This window comes from Pseudomonas jessenii (assembly GCF_002236115.1).
Classification (GTDB): domain Bacteria; phylum Pseudomonadota; class Gammaproteobacteria; order Pseudomonadales; family Pseudomonadaceae; genus Aquipseudomonas; species Aquipseudomonas jessenii.
In genome coordinates this window covers 781,635-806,040 of sequence record NZ_NIWT01000002.1, presented here as the reverse complement: position 1 = coordinate 806,040, position 24,406 = coordinate 781,635, and the positions used below count along the sequence as shown (strand labels likewise).

Annotated in this window: 24 protein-coding genes and 1 pseudogene; 3 read left to right on the top strand and 22 right to left on the bottom strand. The window is 53.0% G+C overall.

Translation table 11 applies throughout. The annotated features are described in order from the left end of the window. Positions 1-43: 43 nt before the first annotated feature. The 12 genes from PSJE_RS08460 to thrC form a co-directional block, all read right to left on the bottom strand. Entirely contained in the window at positions 44-541 is a 498-nt protein-coding gene (locus PSJE_RS08460) for an Lrp/AsnC family transcriptional regulator (protein ID WP_064676935.1), read from the bottom strand. A 12-nt stretch (positions 542-553) separates the two neighbouring features. Next, positions 554-1,315: an ABC transporter ATP-binding protein gene (locus PSJE_RS08455; RefSeq protein ID WP_090454485.1), complete on the bottom strand. Its 762-nt coding sequence runs from the start codon at positions 1,313-1,315 to the stop codon at positions 554-556. Between the two features lie 103 nt (positions 1,316-1,418). After that, complete coding sequence (locus PSJE_RS08450) at positions 1,419-2,129, bottom strand: ABC transporter permease (protein ID WP_024777149.1); 711 nt, start codon at positions 2,127-2,129, stop codon at positions 1,419-1,421. Continuing rightward, positions 2,126-2,854, bottom strand: coding sequence for an ABC transporter permease (locus tag PSJE_RS08445; protein ID WP_090454484.1), 729 nt, complete (start codon positions 2,852-2,854; stop codon positions 2,126-2,128). The genes PSJE_RS08450 and PSJE_RS08445 overlap by 4 nt, the downstream gene beginning before the upstream one ends. A 57-nt stretch (positions 2,855-2,911) precedes the next feature. Further along, positions 2,912-3,694, bottom strand: a complete 783-nt coding sequence (locus PSJE_RS08440) for a transporter substrate-binding domain-containing protein (protein WP_090454482.1) — start codon at positions 3,692-3,694, stop codon at positions 2,912-2,914. A gap of 444 nt (positions 3,695-4,138) precedes the next feature. Next, positions 4,139-4,456 carry a DMT family transporter gene (locus PSJE_RS08435; protein ID WP_024777146.1) on the bottom strand — a complete coding sequence of 106 codons (318 nt, stop codon included), beginning with the start codon at positions 4,454-4,456 and terminating at the stop codon, positions 4,139-4,141. 209 nt (positions 4,457-4,665) lie between these two features. After that, positions 4,666-5,868, bottom strand: a complete 1,203-nt coding sequence (locus tag PSJE_RS08430; protein WP_024777145.1) for a trans-sulfuration enzyme family protein — start codon at positions 5,866-5,868, stop codon at positions 4,666-4,668. Between the two features lie 35 nt (positions 5,869-5,903). Next, positions 5,904-7,442 (bottom strand): amino acid permease, encoded by a 1,539-nt coding sequence (locus PSJE_RS08425; protein ID WP_090454480.1) that lies wholly within the window; start codon positions 7,440-7,442, stop codon positions 5,904-5,906. A gap of 99 nt (positions 7,443-7,541) precedes the next feature. Next, positions 7,542-8,960: an aldehyde dehydrogenase family protein gene (locus PSJE_RS08420; protein ID WP_090454478.1), complete on the bottom strand. Its 1,419-nt coding sequence runs from the start codon at positions 8,958-8,960 to the stop codon at positions 7,542-7,544. A 2-nt stretch (positions 8,961-8,962) separates the two neighbouring features. Beyond that, positions 8,963-10,012, bottom strand: coding sequence for a homoserine dehydrogenase (locus PSJE_RS08415; RefSeq protein ID WP_090457814.1), 1,050 nt, complete (start codon positions 10,010-10,012; stop codon positions 8,963-8,965). 131 nt (positions 10,013-10,143) lie between these two features. Then, complete coding sequence (locus PSJE_RS08410) at positions 10,144-10,581, bottom strand: Lrp/AsnC family transcriptional regulator (RefSeq protein ID WP_090454476.1); 438 nt, start codon at positions 10,579-10,581, stop codon at positions 10,144-10,146. 14 nt (positions 10,582-10,595) lie between these two features. After that, a complete protein-coding gene (thrC, locus tag PSJE_RS08405) occupies positions 10,596-11,999 on the bottom strand; it encodes a threonine synthase (protein ID WP_090454474.1) in 1,404 nt (467 codons plus the stop codon). Between the two features lie 380 nt (positions 12,000-12,379). Here thrC and PSJE_RS08400 point away from each other — a divergent pair, with 380 nt between their 5' ends. After that, the gene (locus PSJE_RS08400) at positions 12,380-12,862 is read left to right on the top strand and encodes a DinB family protein (protein WP_024777140.1); all 483 of its coding nucleotides are present in this window, start codon (positions 12,380-12,382) and stop codon (positions 12,860-12,862) included. A 358-nt stretch (positions 12,863-13,220) separates the two neighbouring features. On the opposite strand, the gene PSJE_RS08395 is transcribed toward PSJE_RS08400, so the two are convergent. From PSJE_RS08395 to PSJE_RS08385, 3 genes are all read right to left on the bottom strand, one after another. Next, entirely contained in the window at positions 13,221-13,859 is a 639-nt protein-coding gene (locus PSJE_RS08395) for an FMN-binding negative transcriptional regulator (protein WP_090454472.1), read from the bottom strand. A gap of 151 nt (positions 13,860-14,010) precedes the next feature. Continuing rightward, the gene (locus PSJE_RS08390; protein ID WP_090454470.1) at positions 14,011-14,904 is read right to left on the bottom strand and encodes a dihydrodipicolinate synthase family protein; all 894 of its coding nucleotides are present in this window, start codon (positions 14,902-14,904) and stop codon (positions 14,011-14,013) included. A gap of 241 nt (positions 14,905-15,145) precedes the next feature. Then, positions 15,146-15,841 carry a B3/B4 domain-containing protein gene (locus PSJE_RS08385; RefSeq protein ID WP_033034163.1) on the bottom strand — a complete coding sequence of 232 codons (696 nt, stop codon included), beginning with the start codon at positions 15,839-15,841 and terminating at the stop codon, positions 15,146-15,148. A 45-nt stretch (positions 15,842-15,886) separates the two neighbouring features. Here PSJE_RS08385 and PSJE_RS08380 point away from each other — a divergent pair, with 45 nt between their 5' ends. Then, positions 15,887-16,504: a helix-turn-helix domain-containing protein gene (locus PSJE_RS08380; RefSeq protein WP_090454468.1), complete on the top strand. Its 618-nt coding sequence runs from the start codon at positions 15,887-15,889 to the stop codon at positions 16,502-16,504. 136 nt (positions 16,505-16,640) lie between these two features. Then, the gene (locus tag PSJE_RS08375) at positions 16,641-17,276 is read left to right on the top strand and encodes a LysE family translocator (protein WP_090454466.1); all 636 of its coding nucleotides are present in this window, start codon (positions 16,641-16,643) and stop codon (positions 17,274-17,276) included. 53 nt (positions 17,277-17,329) lie between these two features. Here PSJE_RS08375 and PSJE_RS30420 read toward each other — a convergent pair. From PSJE_RS30420 to PSJE_RS08345, 7 genes and pseudogenes are all read right to left on the bottom strand, one after another. Beyond that, a pseudogene (locus tag PSJE_RS30420) lies at positions 17,330-17,437 on the bottom strand (LysR family transcriptional regulator); the annotation flags it as partial. A 232-nt stretch (positions 17,438-17,669) separates the two neighbouring features. Continuing rightward, positions 17,670-18,851, bottom strand: a complete 1,182-nt coding sequence (locus tag PSJE_RS08370; protein WP_090454464.1) for a hypothetical protein — start codon at positions 18,849-18,851, stop codon at positions 17,670-17,672. 249 nt (positions 18,852-19,100) lie between these two features. Further along, the gene (locus tag PSJE_RS08365) at positions 19,101-20,339 is read right to left on the bottom strand and encodes a serine hydrolase domain-containing protein (RefSeq protein WP_090454463.1); all 1,239 of its coding nucleotides are present in this window, start codon (positions 20,337-20,339) and stop codon (positions 19,101-19,103) included. A 6-nt stretch (positions 20,340-20,345) separates the two neighbouring features. Next, the gene (locus tag PSJE_RS08360; RefSeq protein ID WP_090454461.1) at positions 20,346-21,302 is read right to left on the bottom strand and encodes an ABC transporter ATP-binding protein; all 957 of its coding nucleotides are present in this window, start codon (positions 21,300-21,302) and stop codon (positions 20,346-20,348) included. A gap of 24 nt (positions 21,303-21,326) precedes the next feature. After that, positions 21,327-22,358, bottom strand: a complete 1,032-nt coding sequence (locus PSJE_RS08355) for an ABC transporter ATP-binding protein (protein ID WP_090454460.1) — start codon at positions 22,356-22,358, stop codon at positions 21,327-21,329. Continuing rightward, the gene (locus PSJE_RS08350; protein WP_090454458.1) at positions 22,358-23,242 is read right to left on the bottom strand and encodes an ABC transporter permease; all 885 of its coding nucleotides are present in this window, start codon (positions 23,240-23,242) and stop codon (positions 22,358-22,360) included. Before PSJE_RS08350 ends, PSJE_RS08355 begins: the two co-directional genes overlap by 1 nt. Beyond that, positions 23,239-24,255: an ABC transporter permease gene (locus PSJE_RS08345; protein ID WP_024777129.1), complete on the bottom strand. Its 1,017-nt coding sequence runs from the start codon at positions 24,253-24,255 to the stop codon at positions 23,239-23,241. The genes PSJE_RS08350 and PSJE_RS08345 overlap by 4 nt, the downstream gene beginning before the upstream one ends. Between the last annotated feature and the right edge of the window lie 151 nt (positions 24,256-24,406).

Here is a 24,406-nt window from a genome sequence, read left to right as displayed (position 1 = left end):
CCAGCTCATCTCATGCGTAGCCCGTATCTTTTACACTACACCGCTAGTCGTGGTGTGTGGACGAATGTTTAACAACAGCCAATTCAGGGTAGGCAACCAGTTTGTCGATACACAGGTCCTCATTCTCCAACCAAACTTCCGTAAGCGCACGATAGTGCTTCATATCTGTACAGTGCATACGCAGGCTGTAGTCGAACGGACCACTGATAAGATGGCATTCCAAAACCTGAGAACAGCTATCTACACATGCTTCGAAGGCTTTTTGTGCAGTGCGCCGATTCTGGCTCGATATAGCGACCAATACCTGTAGTGACAATCCCGGTGAGACCTTTTGCACATCGATGAACGCACCATAACCGCGAATCACCCCTAGCCTCTCCAACTTGCGTACGCGTTCCTGGCAAGGGCTTGCGGTCAGGTGCACAAGTGTTGCTAGTTTCTGGTACGTGATGCGCCCGTCATGGCGTAATACGTCAATGATAGCCTCATCAATACGCCCCAATGTTCGTGAAAAATCGGGATTTTTTTCCTTCCTTTTCATTGTTGACTCTATTCACTTCAGTCCATTAGACAGAAATTGTTGAAGGCGCTCGCTGCGTGGATTATCCAGAATCTCTGCCCCACCCTGCTCCTCGACTCGGCCTTGATGCAGAAACAGTAACTGGCTCGACACCTTGCGGGCAAAGCTCATTTCGTGGGTCACCATGATCATGGTCCGGCCTTCTTCGGCCAGGCCCTGAATCACCTTTAGTACTTCGCCCACCAGTTCCGGATCCAGCGCCGACGTCGGTTCGTCGAACAGCAGAACCTCCGGCTCCATCGCTAATGCTCGTGCAATCGCCACTCGCTGTTGCTGACCGCCAGAGAGAAATGCTGGAAACTGCTCCGCAACACGCGCTGGCAGCCCCACCTTGTCCAGATAACGTCGGGCACGATCTTCAGCATCTTTTTTGCTGACACCCAGCACCCTGCGCGGGGCCATCGTGATGTTTTCCAGAACGGTCATGTGGCCCCACAGATTGAAGTGCTGGAAGACCATGGCTAGACGGGTGCGCAGCCTTTGCAACTCAGCGGCATCGGCCACCTGCATGCCATGATGTTTTTTGACCATGCGAATCTGCTTGCCGTCCAGGCTCATGGCTCCGTCATTGGGTGTTTCGAGAAAGTTGATGCAGCGCAGGAAGGTACTTTTGCCTGACCCACTGGCGCCGATCAAACTGATCACATCACCAGTTTTGGCTTTCAGAGATACGCCCTTGAGTACTTCGTGGTTACCGTAACTCTTGTGCAGTTCTTCAACAGTCAATTTGTACATGTGCGCAATCATCCTCTAAGGGAAAATGTGGCGTCGCTGTGCAGCTGTGCCAGCCGGCGACAAAGCCCGAGGCCTAATGAGCGGCCATATGGAGTACCAAGCCCTAATGAGCCGGACCAAGGAAAGCCAACCAACGGCGCTCGGCGATGCGGAATAGTCCGACAAGCGCGAAGGTAACCATCAGGTAAATAAGCGCGGTAACACCGAACGATTGAAAGGTCAGAAAGGTCGCCGAGTTGGCGTCGCGAGCAACTTTCAGAATGTCCGGGACGGTTGCAGTGAAGGCCACGGTGGTCGAATGCAGCATCAGAATTACTTCGTTGCTGTAGTACGGCAACGAGCGGCGTAGCGCCGATGGCATGATCACGTAGGCATAGAGCTTCCAACCCGTCAGGCCATAGGCCTTCGCAGCTTCGACTTCGCCATGGGCCATGTTGCGAATTGCTCCGGCGAAAATCTCCGTGGTGTAAGCGCAGGTGTTCAGCGCAAACGCAAGGATGGTGCAGTTCATCGCGTCACGAAAGAATGCATCGAGCACCGGTTGTGCACGAACTGCAGCCAGGCTGTAGATCCCGGTGTAGCAGATCAGCAACTGGATATAGAGCGGCGTTCCCCGAAACAGGTAGGTGTAGAACTGTACGGGCCAGCGCAGGTAACACCTGGATGAAACCCGGGCAATGGACAACGGGACCGACACCAAAAAGCCGATGAAGATTGAGGCACTGAGCAACCACAAGGTCATGGCCAGCCCCGTGATCTGGTGGCCGTCGCTATAGAGAAAAGGCTTCCAGTAATCTTGCAAGAGTTCGATCATCGTACAGCCTCCCGGGAACCTGCCGCATAACGCCGTTCCAACCAACGCAGGACATAGTTTGAAGTACTGGTAATTACCAAATAAATAAGCGCTGCCAAGACCAGAAAATAGAACAATTGATAGGTGCTTTTACCAGCGTCCTGGGCTGCCTTTACCAAGTCAGCAAGGCCTATGATCGACACCAGTGCAGTGGCTTTGAGGATGACCATCCAGTTATTGCCAATACCCGGTAAAGCAAAACGCATCATTTGCGGGAAGACCACAAAGCGAAAGCGCTGAGTGCGACTTAAGCCATAAGCGGTGGCCGCTTCCACCTGTCCACGGGGCACAGCTAGCATCGCCCCGCGAAAGGTCTCAGTGAAATAGGCCCCGTAGATAAACCCCAGCGTGATGATCCCGGCAACAAACGGATTGATCTCTATGTATTCCCAATCCAGTGCCTGCGTGATCCCGGTCAACCAGGTTTGCAGGCTGTAAAAGATCAGTAGCATCAGCACTAGATCCGGCACCCCGCGAATCAGGGTTGTGTAGAGCTGTGCTGGCATTCGCAGGAGTTTGACACTGGAAAGTTTGGCACTGGCCCCGATAAGACCAAGCAGCACGCTCAACAGCAGCGAGAGTATTGACAACTTGACGGTCATCCAGGCGCCCCCCAGCAACAGAGGACCGAACCCTTTCATGCTGTATGTGGAGAGCCCGAGGGCCTGCAACAGTACTTCGAACATAATTCAGGAACCTATCGCGATAATAAAGCGCCCGCCCCAAGGACGGGCACCTGGGCCTTACTTGCCGCTGTAGAGATTCAGATCACCGAAGTGTTTTTTCTGGATTAAGTCATAGGTACCGTCATCGTGTAACGCTTGGATGCCCTTATCCAAAAAGGCCTTGAGGTCTTTGTTACCTTTAGAGATACCAATAGCTGTTTTGGCTGGCAGTAACTCGCTGCCAACAGGCTTGCTGACTTCATAACCAGTGCCTTGGGGGGAATTCAAAAAACCCAGCTGAGCTTGCAGCATGTCCTGGATCGCCGCATCGAGGCGACCGGAAACCAGGTCGTAATAAACCTGATCCTGGTTCTGATAGGCCTGAGTTTTGACACCAGCCTTATCCAGAACCGCTTTGGCATAGGCTTCCTGGATACTTCCTTGCAAATAGCCTACGGTCTTGCCCTTAAGGGAAGTAACCTCTTCGCTCAGACCAGAATTTTTCTTGAACACGTAAGAGGTTGCGCCGGAGAACAGCTCATTAGAAAAGTCAATGACTTTCTCGCGGGCTGGGGTCACCGTCATGGAAGAGAGAATACCATCGAACTTGTTGGCCTTCAGACCAGGAATCGTGCCGTCGAAATCGCTCTCGACCCATGTACACTTGACCTTCAATTTGGCACAGATTGCATTACCCAGATCGATATCAAACCCCGTAAGACTACCATCTGAGGCTTTAGACTCGAATGGTGCGTAAGAAGCATCAACGCCAAAACGCAGTTCTTTGTATTCCTTGGCCAGCGCGACATTCGCGCAAAGTGGGAAAAGTGCTAACACGAAGAGCTTTCGAAGCGAAATCATATGAGAATCCCTAGATGTTGTAGTTTGATTAAGGGCAGTTAACGATTTGACGACTTTAACGATTCTTCTTTTGGCAACTACATTTCGGATATAAGCCTCCGTAATAGTTGCATTGCTGCACGCCCATTTAAGAGCTGTGACAAGCGTTACTCAATCAACGGCAATAGAAATTTAGCTATACACCTCCGAAGAAATTTTATACTCAGTCATAATCAAGACCTCATATCCTTGCACTGAACACTGATAGTACGCCGATGGCTCGCTCATCCAAATATGGCAAACAGATCAATATTATGAGCAAACTGCTCGTAACAGAGAGCAATCTGCTTGACTGAAAACCTGTTTTGCAAAGGTAAACAAAAAATCAGCGCATGAAACCCCTCAGGAAATGTTGAGGCGTCACTCCAACCCTTATCATTTATTTTCTAACCGAAACAGAAAAAATCAAGCTGAAGCCAGCTTCATCATTACAAGACCGCTGACAATTAAGACAGCTGCGACAACTCGCATAAGGCTGGCAGGCTCCCCTAGAAAGATGATACCCACTGCAAACGCGCCAACAGCACCAATGCCAGTCCAAATTGTATAAGCAGTACCAAGCGGTAGACTTCTCATGGAAAATGATAGGAGCGCAAAACTTGCCATTAGCATTACCAAGGTAACAACAGTCGGCCCAAGCTTGGTCATACCTTCAGATTGCTTCATGGAGAAAGCCCAAACAACCTCAAGTATCCCTGCAAATATTAAACATATCCAAGCCATGATAAGCCTCCATTGAAAGATCCGTCACGACCAAGACGAATACAACCTACATGTATTGGGGCCGCGCCCCTGAAAATAAAAACAATGGATCGGGCTCTTAAAAAAGCCCCCGCTGGTACGGGGGCAAAGGAGGGTTACCGACCAGACCATATTTTGAGCAATGCCGTACATCCAACGCTAAAGGTGCCACCAATTTTTTTGCGTTCAGATCATTTGAATGTCTCGTCCAAGGCCAGGGAAATATCTTTGATCAAATCGTCCGGATCTTCGAGCCCCACCGAAAACCGAAGGTGACCGTAGGTACGGAACTCTTCAGGGTACTTGTCAAAGCCGCCTCGACCTTCCGCACCCACATGAACGATGAGGGACTCATCGTGCCCGAGGGATACTGCAGAAGTGATGATGCGCAGATTCGAAACGAACCGATTCTGAGTATCTGGATCGCCCTTTACTGCAAAAGCCATCATCGCCCCATATCCCTTGCCTGCAAATTGCCGACGGGCTAGTTCATGCTGCGGGTGGGACGGAAGCCCCGGATAGTAGATATAGGCTATACGATCATCCGAATTGAGAAACTCAGCCAATTTTTCAGCCGTATTTAGAAGTTGTTTCAGTCGCAGAGGCAGCGTGACTGAACCGCGCATTATCATCCAGGCGTTAAATGGAGAGATGGTCGCGCCGAGGTCAACAAGAGCGTCATTCTTGATCTTGGTAATCATCTGAGTGGAACCGATAACCACCCCGCCCATGGCATCACCATGGCCATTGATATACTTCGTCAGAGAGTGGACGACCAGGTCGACCCCGTGCTGACTGGCACGGAAAAACGGAGGTGGAGTGAAAGTAGCATCGACGGAAATCAGTGCCCCGTGTGCATGGGCAATTTCAGCCAGCGCAGCGATATCTGCAACCTTAGTGGTTGGATTAGCGATCGTCTCGGTATGGATCAGTTTGGTATTAGGGCGGATCGCTTGGCGAACAGCCTCTAGGTCACCAACGTCGACAAATGTGGCTTCAATGCCATAACGCTCAGGCAAAAGCTCCGCGAAAAGACGCCATACAGCCTGATACGTAATATCACTGACAATGACGTGGTCACCGCTTTTCAAGAAAGAGAAAAACACTGAATGCAAAGCGGCTACGCCGGTAGCAAATACAACCGCAGCCTCGCAGCCTTCGAGTGCAGCAAGTTTCTTTTCAAGGCATACCTGGTTATGCCCCTGGTTCCGTGTGTACACAAGGCCGTCTGGGCTAGACCAGTCCATCGTGGCCGGATCTTCAGGCAAGAGATAAGAGTTAGCCATCACCAGCGGAGTGCGAACAGCGCCAGTAGTGGTGTCGGTTACGTTACCACCATGAACTGCGAGTGTAGCCGCCGAAAGTGTGGACAGATTCTTTTTGTCAGGACGCATGTCTATTTCCTCCAAAGTTACTTTGTTGTTTGGTGTCATTGATTCTGAAGGTGAGTGAAAGAAGGACAGTTGGTCTGATCTGCTCGGACCAACTCTTGATTTTCGTTAAAGACTAATTCACCACTCTCAATTGCACGAACACGCCCACGAACCATGTACCAACCAACAACAAGAGCGGCGGCATAAAACGGCAGCGAAGCAATCGAGTACGTACCTACGGGATAATCGAATGCAATCAGAACCAGAACCAAACCGAAGAACCCCAAAGTCGCGTAACCACTGTAAGGCGCAAACGGCATTCGAAACCCCGGACGCTCCAGATCACCTTGCTGGGAGTATTTGAAGAGCTTGATTTGACACAGGACGATTGTTGACCACGAACCGATCAACATAACGGCAGTGAGTGTCAGCGCGATTTCAAAGGCTTCCCCCGGAACAATGGCGTTAAGTACGACACCAATTAGTGAAGCAACGGTCGTCAGCATGATGCCAGCGAACGGAACACCTTGACGGTTCATCTTGGCCAGGAAGCTAGGGGCTGATCCGTTGATTGCCAGCGAGCGAAGCACCCGGCCAGTGGAGTAAATGCCAGCGTTCAGAGAAGACACGGCCGCGGTAATCAAGACCATGTTCATAATCGCGTCTGCACCCTTGATCCCCAACGAGCCGAAGAAAGTCACAAACGGGCTTACCCCCGCCGAGTACGCTGTGTGGGGGAGCAGCATTGCCAACAGCAATACAGAACCAACGTAAAAAACAATAATGCGGAAAACAACTGCCCGAATTGCTTTCGGCATGACTGTAGCGACGTCTTGGGCTTCGCCAGCTGCAGTACCAACCAACTCCACACTGCCATACGCAAATATCACTCCCTGGATCATGATTACGGCGGGCAAAAGGCCTGATGGGAACCAACCGCCATTGTCAGAAATCAGTTTGAATCCGACCTCATGGCCTGGCAGCGGAGTGCCGAACAACACCATGTAAATGCCGATCCCAAGGAAGGTCGTTAATGCAGCCACCTTGATCAGGGCAAACCAGAATTCAAGTTCACCAAAAATTTTTACCGAGACGAGGTTAATCGCAGTAACAAAACCCAATGCTCCCAGTGCCAAGGACCATTGAGGGATGTCGCCCATGAAAGGGACATAGGCTTTGAAGAAATTCAGGTAGAGCGCTGTCGCTGTGAGATCTGCAATGGCAACCATTACCCAGTCAGTCCAGTACATCCATCCCACGGCAAAAGCCCATTTCTCACCGTAGAACTCTCGAGCATAGGAGACGAACGAGCCCGAGGATGGGCGATACATCACCAGTTCGCCCATAGCCCGAATGATGAACCACGCAAAAAAGCCACAGATTGCATAGACAAACACAAGCGAGGGTCCGGCTTCAGCGAGTCGTGCGCCTGCGCCCATGAATAGACCACTTCCGATTGCCCCCCCTATGGCAATCATCTGAACCTGGCGAGGCTTGAGCACCTTTTGATAGCCCGCATCTTCTGCGCTGAAGTCTCTCTTTCGAGTTACACCAGACGATGACACGCGTGTGGGATTAAGATCATTCACACTCATTTTGTTACCTTTTATTGTTGTATTGGGCAAGGCTCTACCGACCAGAAGAGCCTTGCCGAGGACCCGATTTAATCCTAGGGATTCACATCGATCCTTTAATCAACTTCCGCCAACACCGTTTAAGCAGATCACTTTTGGTTGCGTCATATCTTCATACGCAAAACGCACACCTTCACGCCCCATGCTGCCGTATTTGGAACCACCAAATGGCATTGCATCAAAACGATAGTCAGATGAGTCATTAATCATGACGCCGCCGGCTTCGAGTCGTTTAGCTGCTTTCATGGCGACATTCAAATTGCTGGTGAAAATACCCGCATGCAAACTGTATTCTGGTTCATTAGCCAGTGTCAGCGCCTCATCAAGCGAGGCCACGCGTTGAAGAATGACAACCGGACTAAATACTTCCTCACACCAAACTTTACAGCTTTGACTAACATTCTCCAGGACCGTCGGAGAGTAAAGCGAGCCTTGGCGTACATTACCAAATAACAGGTTAGCCCCTTTATCCATTGCTTCGATAACTACTTCTTCAGTGCGTTTTGCAGCAGCTTCAGTAATCATTGGCCCAACATCCGTGCTTTCGTCAGCAGGATTTCCCACGACTAAAGCACTTGTCTTCACAACGAATTTCTTTTTGAACTCCTCATATATTGTCTCTTCAACAAGAATTCGTTGGGTACCGATACAATTTTGCCCGGCCGCCCAAAAAGCGCCTGATACACAGGACTCAACGGCTTCATTCAGATCACAATCGCCCATGACGATAACCGGAGCATTGCCCCCCAAATCCATCGCCAGTTTTTTAAGGCCTGCATTGCGAGAGATCTGCTCACCGGTAACAAAACCGCCCGTGAAGGAAACCATACGTACCGCTCGATGAGCGACCAGTGCCTTGCCCAGCGCAGCCCCCCCAGTTGCAATGGACACGACCGCAGGAGGGAGACCCGCAGCGTTCAGGCAAGCCACCAGCTTAATGGCAGATAACGGAGAGAGCTCGGAGGGTTTGAGTACAACAGCATTACCGCCAGCGATCGCAGGCCCCAACTTGTGAGCGACCAAGTTGAGTGGGTCGTTGTATGGGGTAATTGCAACAATTACACCCAAAGGCTCCCGAGTAAACCATCCCTGACGGGACTCAGATCCTACATAGGAGTCAAACGGAATCACTTCGCCAGCATTACGCTTGGCCTCCTCAGCGGACAGTTTCAGCGTATTGACGCAGCGTAAAACCTCCTTTCTCGCCTGCTTGATCGTTTTTCCCGACTCGGCAACAATCAGACTGGCAAACGCCTCCTTGTCGCTCTCAACCAAAGCAGCGGTTTTTTCCAGTATGCGAGCACGTTCGTGCCTTGGAAGTTCTTTGGCAATCAACGCACCAAGCTTCGCCGTATCAATGATCGCAGTGGCAAATGAAGCGGGTATGTCCGTCACCTCTCCAACTGCAGCGCCATCATACGGACTCAAAACTGTTATGGTTTTATAATCAACAGCGAGCGAAAGACTCAAGCTATTCATGATCACTTACCTATCTTAGTTTTGTTCTTGTGAATGCTGACGATATCCGAGAGTAAGGCGAATGCTGTTTCAAACCGACCTGCACCCGCTCCGACAACCGTTACCGGACCCAGAACATTTGTATTAAATGTAATTGCATTCGTTGCACCACTCACACCGGCCAGTGCGTCCCCCTGAGGCAACAATTGAGGACTAACAGATGCAGTGATGGAGCCATTGCTCATTTTTTCCGCGCTGCCAATTAGTTTCCACCGGGCATTGGCTTTCGTTGCTTCGGCGATATCTTTTGACGTGATCCCCGAGATGCCTTTGCAAAGGACATCGCTCGGAGTCAACTTCGCCCCCAGAAGCTCATTCGCCAAAATGACTACTTTAAGACGAACATCATGCCCTTCCACGTCTGCAGTGGGGTCAGCTTCTGCGTAACCGAGTTCCTGAGCCTTGGCGACTGCATCAGAGAAGTCAAGACCTTCTTCCATGCTAGAAAGTACGAAATTGGACGTACCATTCAAGATGCCCTTAAACCCGCTGATTTCCGAGCCGGCCAGCGACTCTTTAGCCAGACGAATGACGGGGGTGCCGCTCATTACCGAGCCTTCAAACTCGAATTGGGCACCGGTGCTTCTGGCCAATGCTTTCAGGCTTTCAGCGTGCAACGCCACCGGCCCTTTGTTGGTGGTGACCACACTGATACCTTTTTCCAGAGCCCAGCGACAGAAAGTCGTAGCTGGCTCTCCATCTACAGGGTTGGTGAACGTCGCCTCGGCGATAAGATCGGCCCCCGAGAAACGGATAACCGTCTCATTGGCAGGCTCAGCACTGCCCGCTGGCAATGTTCTAAACCCCCCTTTTACAGCAGGAACTGCGGCCAATTCGTGGGCATCCAACCCGTTCTTGTTGATAATGGAGCCAAAGTAAAGGTCACTGATACCAACAATTTTTAGCTTAAAACCAAATTCATTAGCCCAGTGCTCGTTCTTATCTGCAATGAGCTGCGTCAACGCACGGTTTACACCACCAAAACCAAGCAAAGCAATTTTATATTCAGTCACGACATGGGCCTCATTGTTATGTTTTCGGTACTGAAATACTAAACTGCAGCAGCGCTCATACGAATATGGCAAACCGATCATTGTTGCGAGCAAAATGCTCGCAGGAGAGAGCATTTTGATTTCCTAGCAACCTACTTCGTGCAAGACAATACAAATGACGTAACCGTATTCAGAACTCCTGGCAACGTGGATATGTCGCTCCAGACCCGATGAATACAATCCGAACTTGCCGCTTCAACTGTCACTACAATATCCAGGTCACCACTCATCACATTGCAGGACACGATCTCAGGCATTGAGACAATTGAACGCACTACTTCAGCACCGCGCATTCGGTCTTTTCGATACACAAAAATAAGGGCATTAATTGGCGCAACCTCGGAAGGTGGCGCACCTTTGATTATGGTGTAACCCCTGATATATCCGTCCCTCTCCAACCGTTCAATCCTGAGCCTGACAGCATTCCTAGACAAATTAACTTTCATGGCAATGTCGTTATGCGCAAGTCGAGCATTACGAGTAAGCTCTTCCAGTATTTTTTCATCCGTCTTATCTAAAACGCGTTTCATCTCTAACTCCAGGATTATAGCGAGCGAGACTTCGTGTCTTGGGATATCGTCTTGATGAGTTCCGTAAGGATGCCAACATCATTGGAAATTGAAATGCATTCGTCATTAGAGAAGGGGTGAGCACTCACCACACTCATTGGAGATTGAACATCGGCTTCAGCCAGAACTGAGGCAGAGCTTGAAGGATGCGTCGTGGCCAAGCAGATCATTGGTGTCAGTAAGCTACGCCTGTTAATTCGCGCAGCTCGTAATCCAATCGCGGTATTAGGACTGATCAAGTAACCACTTTTAACAAAGACTTCATGAATACAGGAAAATGCCTCTGCATCCTCTACCGCCAAAGAATCAAATAGCTTTCGCGCCTCTAACCACTCATCCTGTTCCAGTTGAATTTGGCCATCCGTCTCTAGTAGCTCCATATTTCTAGCCACTTTATCACTGCACCTATTGAGAATGCTCCATTGCAGCCGCTCGAAATTAGAGGCTAACGACACATTCATGCAAGGCGTGTTGGTAATACGAATCTCATTACGCCTATAGAGGTTAGACTGAAGAAAGTCATGCAAACCCGCGTTGGTATTCGTTGCTACAATTAGCTGCCTGATGGGCAACCCCATTTCCCTTGCAATATAGCCTGCATAGAGAGCACCAAAATTTCCGGTAGGCACACTGAACGCCACCTCTCTTTTAGGCGCACCTAATTGAAGCGACGAGTAGAAGTAGAAGGACAGATGCGCCAGCACTCTCACCCAATTCACCGAATTGAAAGATATTAATTGTTGACCTGTTTCGTTAATGCCTCTGTGAAATTTTTCGCACAGCTGATGACAATCGGCGTAATCACCCTCAACCAAGATATTTACAACATTTTCTTCGGCAGCGCCTAATAAGCGACGCCGATGTTCATCTGTTATTCCTCTGGAAGGATGCAGAACAATCACAGTCACACCTTCCATGCCATTGAAGGCTTTGATGGCCGCGACACCGGTGTCTCCACCAGTGCAGCCAACGACAAGCGCTTTCTTTCCGGACTTTAGTAAAGAGTATTCAACCAGACGAGACATCAATTGGAGACCGAAGTCTTGATAGACCCCTGCCGGACCATGGAATAGTTCTAATACCCACTCATTGGTAGCCGTCTGATAGAGCGGCGCAACGGCGTTACTTTTAAAACGGTCAAATGTCTCCTCAAGAATTCGAGACAGTTCATTTTGAGGGATATAGTCACCTAGGAACGGCTCGATCACATGACGTGCCAGTTCGTGAAATGGTAGCCATTCAAGCTTCAGGAGATCATCGCTTTTGAAGCGAGGAACCTTGCTAGGAACGAAAAGCCCACCATCCGGTGCGTACGCTCCCATGAGGACCTCGCTGAACTCGAATTCTTTACCAGGCGTCCGTGTGCTGACGTACTTCATGATTTGAGACACCCTCTCGCCTTTTCTGAGCCTTCCACCCGTAAGGCGGCGCCCTGCTGAAATTCAGTGCTGCAGTGAGCCTTTCCTGTGAATGTGAGGCCTTCTTCTGAAGCGTTGAGCGAGATCATCGTCATCTGCAAACGCAGATGGTGAGGGGTCGCACATCACCCGCGCCAGGCCAATCACCCATCACTCAGCTACCACATGGCCACTTTCGTCGCTTGCCGTTCAAGCTACCAACTATTGACTAAAAAAGTCAATATAGTGACTATCCCATCTATCCGACCGTGCACGGCTATCCCCCTGCGGGAAGGAGCCCTATCCGCATTCCCATCAGAAGGTCCAGGGCAGCCAGAAAATTAGAAATCCAGGAGAACGCCATGAGTGCCACGAACCTTCTTCATTCGCTTTACAAATACAAGGCATGGTCTGAGGAGGAACTGTTCAAGTGCTTGAAAGCCCCCGCGGCAAAAAAATTTCCAACCGAAATGGAGGAAGCACTCTACTGGCTAGCCCATATCAATATTGTTGACCAACTGTTCATTGCCAGACTGCAGGGAAAACCGGATGAATTTGACTCCATCCTGACCGAACAGAAACAAGACCTGGGTCGACTGGAAGAGTGCTTTTCTTCAGCGAATCAATGGTTTGTGAACTACACCCAGTCGATCACTGCAATCGAACTGTCTGATCCGGTTGCGTTTATTTTCAAGGATGGAAAACCAGGCAACATGACGAAAGAGCAGGTTCTTGCACACGTGCTATCACACGGATTGCAGCATCGAGGAAGTGTGGCGACTATCTTGCCTCGTGAGCTCCTGCTGGATCACAAGGACCATTTCACAACGTTTTTGAAGCTCTAGGCACTGATGGGCCGGCCCATGTATGGCGATGATACGTAATAGGAAATCTTTCGATGTTCTGCATACCCGATCAAGCATCAGTTGCCCCCAATATGACGAGCGCTGGATGCATAAAAGGAACCTGAGACAATTCCGCTCAAATGTCGAACGAGGCTTCGGTGTGATTCAAACTGAGTAAGCCGGCCTGCCGGCCCGAAGCAGCGATCTCAAAAAAATGCCTCAGCAAGCCACCTTCTGCTGAGGCGTCCTCACTGCAAAGAAAATTCATAAGTGCCTACGATTTTTATGAGGAGCGTGTCACGAATAGAAATGCTCCTTTATTTCAGTAGGCGCCTTTTTGTAAGTGGGAAGGAAGATGCTAAATGTCTTTATTATCAGCGCACTCAAGCATGGCTAATCCAATTCCTCGCTCATTACGCGAGACCAAAGCATCGCCAGCACCTCGGATATCACGGGCTTCCTCATCCTGACCGAGCTTGAATTTCCCCACCAGCCTCGTGATTTCGATCTCGACCCCTACAATTTTTTTCAGCATGGCATCTATGTACTCCTTGGGACTATCGGTCATTTTCCAAGGTGTGGGCTGAGTTGCTTCATGAGACTTGGTCAGCTTTGCTACGACACGACGCACGTACTGTGCATCATCGTGAAACGTCACACGACCAAATGCGTGCACGACCCGGTAGTTCCAAGTGGGGACTTGCTGATGGAAATCCTGTTTGCTCGGATACCATTGCGGCGATATATACGCATCTTGAGCTCGAAATATCACCAACACCTCACTGCCCTGGGCGACTTCATGCCATAGGGGGTTATTCCGCGCCACATGCGCCTGCAGCACCCCAAGCGCTCCGCTGCGGAGTACAAGCTCAAAAGGTAGGTGATTGGCGTCAATCCCATCACCCGAACAAGTGACAAGTGACCCAAGCGGATTTCGCATAATGACTTCTTGCAAAACGCCAACACGAGACTCTTCAAACTGAGGGGGGATGTACATTTACTTTGCTCCTATAACTGATCTGCTCGCTCAACATTAGGGCCACTGCGCCGGTCAAAGCCGACTAAACATCGGCCCTACCGCGCCTGCTGAGCTGTATCATTGTAAAGATGCAGCTTGGCGTTTCGGATGCGTTCGCAGCACTTACTGCTCAGCTCAGTTCGAGCTCGTCGATCACCGCAGCAATTTGCTGACGCCCTGCTCCACTGATGGTTCTGAGTGGCAATGGCAAGCTCGGAGAGTGGGTGAATCCACGAAGCTCGGCCGCCGTTGCAACAACGCGCAAGCTTCCCCCAAATTGTGTAAAGAGGGCCCATAGAGGCTTCAAAGATTCGGAAAGGCGAGTCGCTTCTTTGGCGTTACCCGACAACGCAGCACGCGTGATTGCCAGGGCTGTTTTCGGGAACAAGCCCCCAATGACGGAGTACCAGACCTGACAGCCTGCGTTCAATCCAGTAGCAGCAAATACATCCCCGCTTACCCCGATCGTTACGTGCTCCGGAATCAGTGCCCGAAGGCGATCGACTCGTGCCTTGGCCTGATCTGGTGTTTCAGGAACGCCAGGGATCTTGATCGAGTGCACATTCGGCAGGTGGGCAATGCGCCCGTGAAGCTCATCAGTAAATTCGAAATGGGTGGTGCCGGGGTTGTCATAGACGCATAGCGGGACGGAGATATTGGCGGTGACCGTTTCGTACAGAGAAAAAACATCTTCAGCTGTTAGCTTCTGATAGGAAACGGGTGGCAGCAACAATGCTTTGACTCCCACCTTCTGCGCATCCTCTGCCAGCAACAGCACATCACGCGTCCGCAGCGACCCAATACTTACCATGACGGGAACATTCCCGGCTGCCTCTACTGCCAACTGCGTAACTCGTGAGCGTTCAATCCGAGAAAGGTACGCATAGCTTCCTGTAGATCCGAGCGCACCGATAGAATCCACTTTCGCAGCCACCAGTTGCTCCACAAGGCGAGCAAATGCTCCTTCATCCACACCCTGCTCATTCATTGGCGTCAAAGGAAATGCACTAAGACCGGTAAACATAGTTCAGGACTCCATTGTGTGATTCTGCAATTAGATCACCACAGGACGGACGGACTCCGAAGCATACATCGCTCAATAATCGACACCATGCGCCATGGAGATTTCTTCGATTCAGCTGCAGGCTTTTTCAAGGTGATGTGGGGGGCATGAATGCCACCGATAAAAAGGCTGCGTGCGAGGCGAGATTGGACATAACCCCGTATGCATCCCCACAAGCAGCCCGTACCCTCTCGCTTATGTACTAATTGGCACCTGGACCGATAAGCACACTCTCAATCTGAGCGCCTGGCATCATCAGTTGCAGGCCTTCTATCAGCTTGTCACCTGCCTCAGTCAATGCCTCGAGCGGCATTGTCGGCAGACTTTCCAGAATGAACCACATGTGCTTCGCATCTGCACTGAGCCGCGTTCTAACACCCTGACGCCAATTCCAACGACGGCAAGTCACCCCTTTATCGTCCCGCCAAACAACTTCGCCGGCATCAGGATATTCGTGGGCTGGAGCACCTTCTTTCATGGTGTCGAAAGGTTCCGATCCATCTGCAACAGCGAGTCGCGGCGAGCCCACATAGGCTTCGACGTTCTCACCGCCGACCGGAACTGCGTATTCAATGCTGATGGCGTTATAGAGATCAACCACTGGATCGATACTCGGCAGACTGCCGTCACGCAGGACGCGTTTGCGAAGAGCTTCAGCTGAGCAAGGGGTGCGCTGCGGCTTGGCACCGAACTTTCGGAAGAGATCCGCCCAAGCGGTCAGGTGAGCGTCTGCCCACAGTGCACCACCCGCCGTGACTGATTGACAGGCTCGAGCCAAAGCGTCCTTGCCAATATCTGGATTGGCGATTGGTGCAGCTTCGACCACAATGCTGAGCGCTCTGAACTCAGGTGCCAAATTGATTACGTCTTGGTCGATTGACGGCAGTACGGACAGCATCAGAGAATCCCTTTAATCCTAAATTTCACTTCATACTAGCGATCAATGACCAAAATAGTCAATATACCGACCAACACCGGGGCCGACGTTCAAACCGTTAGCGAGGCAGTTTCCCGTAGGCTCAAACAGGAACGGAAGAAGCGGAAAATCACTCTCGACGAGCTTTCCCGTCGCTCCGGTGTCAGCAAGGGCATGGTGGTCGAGATAGAGAAATGCACGGCTAACCCAAGCATCGCGATCCTGTGCAAAATCGCTGCTGCTTTGGGCCTTTCAGTTGCTGATGTCGTAAACGTGTCCGACGCCCCATCTGCCCACCTCATCGAGAGCAAGGATATTCCCACACTCTGGACAGGAAACATGGGAGGGACGGCTCGGCTCCTGGCTGGAACCAGTGGTCCGAACATGATTGAGCTTTGGCGCTGGGAAATGTTTCCCGGCGAAAACTTTGCCTCCTCAGGGCACCCTCACGGCACAACTGAGCTACTTCACGTGGAGAAAGGGACACTCCACTTCATAGTAGGAGATACCGAACTGAGCGTTTCTGCGGGTTGCTCAGCCGTAGCAAAAACAGATGTACCTCATGTCTACTCGAATAAAGGCAAATCAAAACTGATATTCACCATGTCTGTAACGGAGATCCACCAATCCGGGCGTGAAATTTAACGTTCAGACAGCATCGCGCTGAAGCTTACAGAGGAGTCCGCCGGGTTGGCTCTTATGGTCGGCCATCATCGCCCCGTCATAGGGCTCCTAATAACGGAGCCGCTGACTGGCATAGAACTTCGTTAAGGGGCTTTTAATGTCATTTGATTACCACCATCTCTTCCTCGTATTCACGGCCTATATTGTTGGAGCGGCGAGTCCTGGACCGAGCAACATGCGAATAATGGGCGTCGCGATGAACCAAGGCAGGCAGCCTGCACTCCTGCTAGCGGCAGGTGTGATCAGTGGTTCGATTTTCTGGGGATCGATGGCAGCCACGGGCGTCTCAGCCGTCCTGGCGCAGTATGCGCAGGCGCTGGGTGTTTTAAAAACGGTTGGCGGTGCTTACCTGCTCTTCCTTGCCATCAAAGCAGGCCGCTCTGCTCTAACGTCCAATGAGCGACTCGAGAAAGAGATAGCTGCCGCGCCAAAAGTCTCGGGCTTCAGTCTTTATCAGCGCGGCTTGTTCATGCATCTCACAAACCCTAAGGCGCTGCTCGGCTGGATCGCTACCATGACCCTTGGCTTGGGTCCGCACGCTTCGCCAAAAACGGTCGGGATTATTCTGACCGGTTGCGCCGTGCTTAGCGTCACTATCTTCTGTGGCTATGCGATCGTCTTCTCCACCGCACCCATGATTCGGGGATATCGCCGAGCACGCCGATGGATCGAAGGTACCCTTGCGCTAGTTTTCGGAGCGGCTGGAGTAAAGCTGATGTTCTCCCACTCCTAGCCCGGATCTGGACTGTTTATGCATGTAGAGTCTATTGATTGTGTAAGCCACTTGACCGCGCCTTGGGTAACGTTCAGACCCAGCGCCGACTGGCTGAAACTGCGATTCCGTGCGACTTCTTCAAAGACTCGCAGCATGTTGAGCGAGGGCATTTGACGCATGAAAGGATGACTCCGCACCAGCCTCAGTTGTTACGTGGGGCAGGTTTATTGTTTTTCTTGGGGTAGTGATTGTTCTGTAGGGCCTATCTGACTATCAGTGGATGGGCTGATGTAAGTATTGTTTGGACTGGCGAATTCGCGAGCGGGCTCGCTCCCACAGGTTATGCGCTAAACCTGTGGGAGCGAGCCCGCTCGTGAAGAGGAATTTAGGGCTGTTGCCAAAAAATCCGGATCAGAAGTAATAACCGATGTTCATGTACAACTGGTTTTCCCACTGGTTACTACCTCCAGCCCCCAGACTCTGGGTGAGGCTGCCGCCACCGATGACCGGATCATTCTTGCCGTACAACCATTCCGTGGCGATCCACAGTTTGCTGAGGGAGAACGAGGTGCCGAAAATCATCCGTTGCGAGGTCTTGAAATCGTCCGCGGATTTATCGAAGGCGCTGTAGTTGGCGTACAGCTTCACACCGCTGATCTGATCGAACAGATACTTACCGCTGACGTCGTAGCTCACATCCGCCACGTACAAGTTGCCGCGACTGGCGACGTTGAAGGTGCCGTCGTAACCGCCGAAAGTCACCAGTTCATCGGTGCCAGGGTTGCGCGGGGACATCTGCTGTCGCGCGGCTTGCAGTTGCACGCCCCACGGACCGTTTTTGCCGATGTAGTGCACCGCCATGGCATTGCGCCGGCCATCGTTGTTGGTGTCGCGGTTCTCCAGGGACGAGGTTAGGCCGGAGATCCCGACTTCGGACTTCCACGGCCCCAGGTCCAGCGCCTTGGCCACCCGCAGGACCACTGTGTTGCGTTCCTGGTTGTTACTGCCGTCGGTGACATAGCTGTCCGCTTCGGAGACCACGGTGGAGTAGGTTTCACCGTTGCTGGTGCCTTTGCCCTGCCAGGCCGGGCGCAGGTAATAACCGACCTGAACATTCCAGTCGCCGCTTTGCTGGATGTACTTGGCACCGACTTCTTCGATGTCTTCCAGTCCTATGACGCTGCCCAGGGTTTGATAGAACGTGCTGCCGAAGTACGGCTGCAAACCGAACGGCAGCTGGTTCAGGCCGACCTGGACCTGCTGGTCGGGGTTGAACTTGTAGCCGATCCACGCCAACTCGGCGAACTGGACGTCACCGACATTATTTGTGTACTTGTAAGGGTAGGCTCGACCGTAGAAACGGTACTTGGCTTCGCCAATCCAGGTGTCGGAGTTGTACTTGGCGCTGAGGATCGCGGTGTCGAAGTTGAACGTCTGGATGTCGCGATCCGGGTCATAGTCCCAACGCGCCCGGACGGCACCACCGAGATCAAGGTTATCGGTAACCTGGATCGCCATCGCAGGGCTGGAAAGGGCGCCCAATAGCGCCAGTGGGGTCAATGAGCGCAAGGCCCGGGTTGTATTCAAGTTCATGGTCGCTCCGTCTCTTCTCTAGGTCTTATTTTTGGCAACAGCTATCCCGGCCACGGCAAAAGCGCGGTCTGGATAAAAGGGGTAAGGCCCGCCAGGACGAAGGCTGTTAACAGCGTCCAGGTGCGGGCCGGGAGGGTCAGCCGCCGGCGGCCTGCAGGGTCTGGGTGTAGCTATGCAGAGCCTGTATATGGCACCTCTTCATTAAGGCTGGGAGGTGTCTGACAAGCCGCGGTCATTCATACTCCCGCGTCAGCTGCGTTGCAGTTCTTCAACTACTGCCGCACAGGCACGGAAGGTATTCAACGTCCACTCTGGATTGATAAAGTCCGGCCAACTGGAAAGTTTTACGATTGTCACTTCAGAGGCCGGATCCCAATAGATACTCTGCCCAAATACTCCGCGCGCCGAGTAGGTACCTAGTTCACTGTCCAATACCCAGCACTGATTACTGTATGCCGCGCCAGGAAAGCTCTTGACGTAAAAGCCATAGAGAACTTCAAAAGCCGGTGTGGAACCACGGCCGCATTCACGCACAAACTCCTCTGGAACAATCTGCTGGCCGTTGAAACGCCCCCCCTGCAGATACATTTGGGCAAAGCGCCCCAGATCACGCAGCGTGGCGCTCATCCCGCCATCGGCCAATGCAGTTCCAACGCTATCGAGGGTGATATTCGCGTCTTGCTCTGTCCCCAGTCTTGACCAGATTTCCCGGCTCAGTAAAACGGGCAGCCGCTCGCCGCAAGCCCGCTCACAAACCCAGGCCAACATGTCGGTATCCACTGAGCGGTACTCAAAGTACTGGCCATGCTCACGGTCCTTACTCAGCGACTTCAACAAACCATAAATGCTGTCAGGTGACTCTCGCTCTCCCCGTTCACGCCAACCCGAGGCGATATCCAACTGAATGAATTCAGCATCAGGATCGGTGTAGTCCTCCCTGAATCTCACTCCCGTGCGCATATCCAGCAGATCCTGTACCCGGGCGTCGCCATAACCGCTTGCCGAAAGTTCGGGCACATAGTCGCTTACAAGCGCTTGGGGATCGATTCTGCCCTGGCCGATCAACCTGCCGACCAGGCTACCGACGACGGTCTTGGATACCGATTGCAACAGATGCAACGTGTGCGGCTGCATACCGTTGAAATATTGCTCCGAAACCACCTTGCCTTGATGAAGCACCAAAAAACCATCGGTGTAGCTATCGGTCAAGAAGCTCGCCAGATCGGTTTGCCCGCCGTCGACCCGCTGGAAACGTACGTCGTCCAGTGAGCGTTCGTTGCGCTCGAGTTCGGTGACCGTCCCGGGACTGCGATGAATAGCGGCCACCGGAAACAGCTGGCTCATGTGCTGAAACGACCAGCGGTTATAGGGCGGACTGTCCCAATTATGCAGGCCAACTTGCTTTTGCCGGGGCGGCGGATAGCCCTGCATTAGCCTTAAGTCCTGATAACCAATGCCGGGGGCAGTCATGTCTTTTTTATTGTACATAGGGGTTCAGCTCTCATCGTTCAGAGGGTGGTGGCAAGAAAAGCGGTGGCCGTGATCCTGGGTCTCGGCTGGCACCTCTCGGCGACAACGCTCACTGGCCCGCGGGCAACGGGGCGCGAAGTGGCACCCGGCAGGCCGGTTCAAGGGGCTGGGGATCTCGCCACTCAGGATTTGCAACTGGTCACGGCGTTCCGGGTCGATGGAGGGCACTGAATTGAGCAGCGCACGAGTGTAGGGATGACGCGGTCGGCCAAACACCTGCTCCACAGGCCCGGCCTCGACGATGCGCCCCAAATACATCACCAGCACCTGCTGCGCCAGATACTCGACCGTCGCAAGGTCGTGGCTGATAAACAGGTAGCTCAGGCCATTGCTGGTCTGCAGCGTCTTGAGCAATTGCAGCACTTGGGCCTGGACCGACACGTCGAGCGCCGCCGTAGGCTCATCGAGGATCAGCAGTTTCGACTCCAGCGCCAGGGCCCGGGCGATAGCAATGCGCTGCAACTGGCCACCGGAGAATTCATGGGGATAGCGCTCCATGTGCTCCTCGCCCATCCCTACATTTCCCAGCAGCGTGAGAATGCGCACGTGCAAGGCGCTACCGCGCAAACCAAAGGCAACCTTCAGCGGCTCGGCAACAATCGCCTTGATCGTCATTTTCGGGTTCAGCGAGGCGTACGGGTTCTGGAACACCATACTCAAGCTCCTGCCCCGCGCCCTGGCATCAGTGGGCAGCGGCCGACCTTCGACCAGAATTTGCCCACTATCGGCTGGCAGCAGACCGAGCAAGGTCGCGGCCACCGTACTTTTGCCACAACCGGATTCCCCCACCAGCGCGACCGTCTCACCGACCTGCACCTCCAGGCTGATGTGGTCAATGGCCGTCACCAGACCATCGCGGCTGGCGTAGGTCTTGTGCAACTGATTGACGCTCAACAGTGCGGGCTGTTTGTTGTTATTCATAGCCGTTTACCTTTCAAAGAAGCCTCACACCTTGACCAATATGTTGTGGCAAGCTGCCCAGTGCTCCTTGCCGATGACAACCCTCGGCGCAGCGTGATTGCAGCGTCCGGTGGCGCGTTCACAACGTGGGTTGAAGGCACAGCCAGCCGGGGGAGCCGCCATGTTCGGCACCTGCCCCGGGATGAAGCCCAGGGCTTGGGGTCCCTGCCCCAACTTGGGCACGGTGCCCATCAACTTCAGGGTGTAGGGGTGTGCAGGTCGCTTGAACACCTCGCCCACCGGACCGCTCTCCACCACTTCGCCGGCATACATCACCGCCACCCGGTCACAGAGCGAAGCCACTACCCCCAGGTTGTGGGTGATAAACAGAATCGCCAGGTCCTGCTCCCGTGCCAACTTGCGCAGCAGAGCGATGATCTGCGCCTGCACGGTGACGTCCAGCGCCGTGGTCGGCTCATCGGCAATCAGCAGTTTCGGCCGACAGGCCAGCGCCATGGCAATCACCACTCGCTGCAACTGACCGCCAGACATCTGGTGCGGGTACTTGGCTAGCGCCAGAGCGGGGTCGGGCATGCTCACCGCTTCCAGCGAGCTCAGCGCCTCGGCGCGGATTTCTGCCTTACTCAGTTGCCGATGGCAGCCGATGACATCGATCATCTGCCGCCCGACGGTGAAGAACGGGTTGAGCGCCTTCATCGGATTCTGGAAGATCATCGCCGCGCCACCGCCACGCAAAACCGCCAGCTGCGACGCCGACGCGCCGTTGACCTGCTGTCCGGCGACCCTGACACTGCCTCCCAGCCGAGCGGCCTCAGGCATCAATCCAAGGCAGGACATGGCCGTCATTGACTTGCCCGAGCCCGACTCCCCCACCAACCCGAGGATCTCGCCGCGCCTTATCTTAAGGTCGATGCCGCGTACGGCCTGTACGGTCTTGAACAAACCAGGGAAGGACACCGTCAGCCCTTCCACCTCCAGCACCAGGTCTTGAGCTGCGTCGTTATTCGCAGCGGCGAGACGCTCAATAGTCGAATACTGCAAGGATTCGTCGATCATCAGCGCGTCCCCTTCTTTGGATCAAGCACATCGCGCAGCCCGTCACCTACCAGGTTGACGGCCAGCACCAGGACAAAAATCGCCACTCCGGGAAACAGCACCGTCCAGGGATTCTCGAGTAACTGCGAGCGCGACGCTGAGGCCATCAGCCCCCATTCGATCATGGGCGGCTTGGCCCCCAGCCCGATAAAGCTCAGCGAGGCAGCGGCGAGAATGGTGTAACCAAAGTCCATGGAACCCTGCACGATCACAGGCGTGGTGGCATTGGGCAGTACATGGCGAAGCAAGATACGGCCGTGACTGACGCCCATGGAACGGGCGGCATGGATATAGGTTTCTGAACGAACCCGTACTACCGCACCGCGCATGATCCTCGCGTACCAGGGAAACCAAGAGACAGCGAGCGCTAACATGGCGTTGGCCAATCCCGATCCCAGCGCAGCGGTGATAGCGATCGGCAACAACAGCGGCGGAAAGGCCAGGAACACATCTGAGAAACGCATCAGCAGCGTATCAACTCGACCACCGAAGTAACCGGAAACAAGCCCAATCGGAATCCCGATCAGCATCGCAATCAGAGTCACGCTCACTCCGATGATCAGCGAGGTGCGTGCGCCATAAAGTACCCGTGAAAGAATGTCGCGACCAAACTCGTCGGTGCCCATCCAGTGTACCCAGTTGGGTGCCAGCAATTTCTGGGAAAAGACAATCTTGTTTGGCTCATAAGGTGCAAGCCAGGGGGCGAAGACTGCCGCCAGGATGATCAGCAGCAATAACAGCGCGCCGAATACAAACAACTTGTTATCGCTGGCAAACGCCAGGGCCTTGATACGCCATGATGGGGCTCGCGAGGGCATGGACAGGGATACGTCTTGGATACTCATTGGACTCGCAACCTCGGATCAACAAGGTGATACAAGAGATCAACGATCAGGTTGATCGACAGATACGTCGTGGCCAGCACCAGGGTGGCGCCCATCACAGCGGGGAAATCATTCTGGGCAATCGAAAACACCACAAAGCCACCCAGGCCAGGCCAATCGAAAATGAACTCAACGACTACCGCACCACCGAGCAGGTAACCGAAGGTCAGGCCCACCACTGTCAGGAGCGGAATCATTGTCGCCTTCAGGGCATAGGCGTAATGGATACGCCACTTGGGTACACCGTAAGAAACGGCCGTACGGATGTACTCCTCGGATAGCACCTCCACCATCATGTTTCGGGTGATCCGGGTGACAGTGGCCAAGGTCACGATGACCAGGGTGAGCACGGGTAGCGTCAGGTGTTTGATGGCGCTCCACAGTGCTACGAAATTACCGGCCAGCAGAGTGTCGATCAGGTAAAAGCCTGTCACACGCTCAAAAGGGCTATCGAGAAGAATGGAAGCATCGATACGTCCTTGCAGGGGCAGCCAGTTGAGCTTGCCGTAGAACACCAACTGCAAGCCCATGGCCAGGATGAAAACTGGAAACGCCGTCCCGGCGATGGACCCCGCTCGTGCCACATTGTCGACCACAGAGTTCTGCCGCGCCGCTGAGATGACACCGATCGGCACCCCCAGCACCACCACCCAGAACATCGCCAGGAATGTCAGTTCAAAAGTCGCGCCAACCCGCCTGACCACTTCCTCCACCACCGGCCGCCCGGTGCGCAGACTAGTGCCAAAATCACCTCGGAGAAGATCGCCGATGTAATTGAAGTATTGGATCGGCAGAGGCTTATCCAACCCCAGATTTTCCCGTGCGACGGCAATCTGCTCCACCGTGGGGTGATTCCCCAGCATCATTTCTACCGGGGAACCCGGAAGAGCTCGGCTCAGAACGAAGGTGATGGTCAACACTCCCAAAAGAATGAAGAACATCACTATCAATCGCTGAGCTATATACTTCGCCATTTGGAATACCCCTTGTGGCTAAAAAACTTGACCCTGACTTCTTACGCCCAACATAAAAATCCCAAAAGCGGGTTAACCCTTGAGGGAATAACCAGGCAAATTAACTAACTGCCCGGTTATCGATTTACATGGCAAATCAGGCGTTACAGGT

Excerpts from the sequence above, each read along its gene's own strand:
- PSJE_RS08450 (WP_024777149.1), bottom strand. The coding sequence starts at position 2,129 with ATGATCGAACTCTTGCAAGATTACTGGAAGCCTTTTCTCTATAGCGAC.
- PSJE_RS08430 (WP_024777145.1), bottom strand. The coding sequence starts at position 5,868 with ATGCGTCCTGACAAAAAGAATCTGTCCACACTTTCGGCGGCTACACTC.
- PSJE_RS08410 (WP_090454476.1), bottom strand. The coding sequence starts at position 10,581 with ATGAAACGCGTTTTAGATAAGACGGATGAAAAAATACTGGAAGAGCTT.
- PSJE_RS08345 (WP_024777129.1), bottom strand. The coding sequence starts at position 24,255 with ATGGCGAAGTATATAGCTCAGCGATTGATAGTGATGTTCTTCATTCTT.
- PSJE_RS08370 (WP_090454464.1), bottom strand. The coding sequence starts at position 18,851 with ATGAACTTGAATACAACCCGGGCCTTGCGCTCATTGACCCCACTGGCG.
- PSJE_RS08350 (WP_090454458.1), bottom strand. The coding sequence starts at position 23,242 with ATGAGTATCCAAGACGTATCCCTGTCCATGCCCTCGCGAGCCCCATCA.
- PSJE_RS08360 (WP_090454461.1), bottom strand. The coding sequence starts at position 21,302 with ATGAATAACAACAAACAGCCCGCACTGTTGAGCGTCAATCAGTTGCAC.
- PSJE_RS08355 (WP_090454460.1), bottom strand. The coding sequence starts at position 22,358 with ATGATCGACGAATCCTTGCAGTATTCGACTATTGAGCGTCTCGCCGCT.
- PSJE_RS08385 (WP_033034163.1), bottom strand. The coding sequence starts at position 15,841 with ATGCTGTCCGTACTGCCGTCAATCGACCAAGACGTAATCAATTTGGCA.
- PSJE_RS08375 (WP_090454466.1), top strand. The coding sequence starts at position 16,641 with ATGTCATTTGATTACCACCATCTCTTCCTCGTATTCACGGCCTATATT.
- PSJE_RS08400 (WP_024777140.1), top strand. The coding sequence starts at position 12,380 with ATGAGTGCCACGAACCTTCTTCATTCGCTTTACAAATACAAGGCATGG.
- PSJE_RS08425 (WP_090454480.1), bottom strand. The coding sequence starts at position 7,442 with ATGAGTGTGAATGATCTTAATCCCACACGCGTGTCATCGTCTGGTGTA.
- PSJE_RS08390 (WP_090454470.1), bottom strand. The coding sequence starts at position 14,904 with ATGTTTACCGGTCTTAGTGCATTTCCTTTGACGCCAATGAATGAGCAG.
- PSJE_RS08460 (WP_064676935.1), bottom strand. The coding sequence starts at position 541 with ATGAAAAGGAAGGAAAAAAATCCCGATTTTTCACGAACATTGGGGCGT.
- PSJE_RS08395 (WP_090454472.1), bottom strand. The coding sequence starts at position 13,859 with ATGTACATCCCCCCTCAGTTTGAAGAGTCTCGTGTTGGCGTTTTGCAA.
- PSJE_RS08445 (WP_090454484.1), bottom strand. The coding sequence starts at position 2,854 with ATGTTCGAAGTACTGTTGCAGGCCCTCGGGCTCTCCACATACAGCATG.
- PSJE_RS08365 (WP_090454463.1), bottom strand. The coding sequence starts at position 20,339 with ATGTACAATAAAAAAGACATGACTGCCCCCGGCATTGGTTATCAGGAC.
- PSJE_RS08455 (WP_090454485.1), bottom strand. The coding sequence starts at position 1,315 with ATGTACAAATTGACTGTTGAAGAACTGCACAAGAGTTACGGTAACCAC.
- PSJE_RS08435 (WP_024777146.1), bottom strand. The coding sequence starts at position 4,456 with ATGGCTTGGATATGTTTAATATTTGCAGGGATACTTGAGGTTGTTTGG.
- thrC (WP_090454474.1), bottom strand. The coding sequence starts at position 11,999 with ATGAAGTACGTCAGCACACGGACGCCTGGTAAAGAATTCGAGTTCAGC.
- PSJE_RS08440 (WP_090454482.1), bottom strand. The coding sequence starts at position 3,694 with ATGATTTCGCTTCGAAAGCTCTTCGTGTTAGCACTTTTCCCACTTTGC.
- PSJE_RS08380 (WP_090454468.1), top strand. The coding sequence starts at position 15,887 with ATGACCAAAATAGTCAATATACCGACCAACACCGGGGCCGACGTTCAA.
- PSJE_RS08420 (WP_090454478.1), bottom strand. The coding sequence starts at position 8,960 with ATGAATAGCTTGAGTCTTTCGCTCGCTGTTGATTATAAAACCATAACA.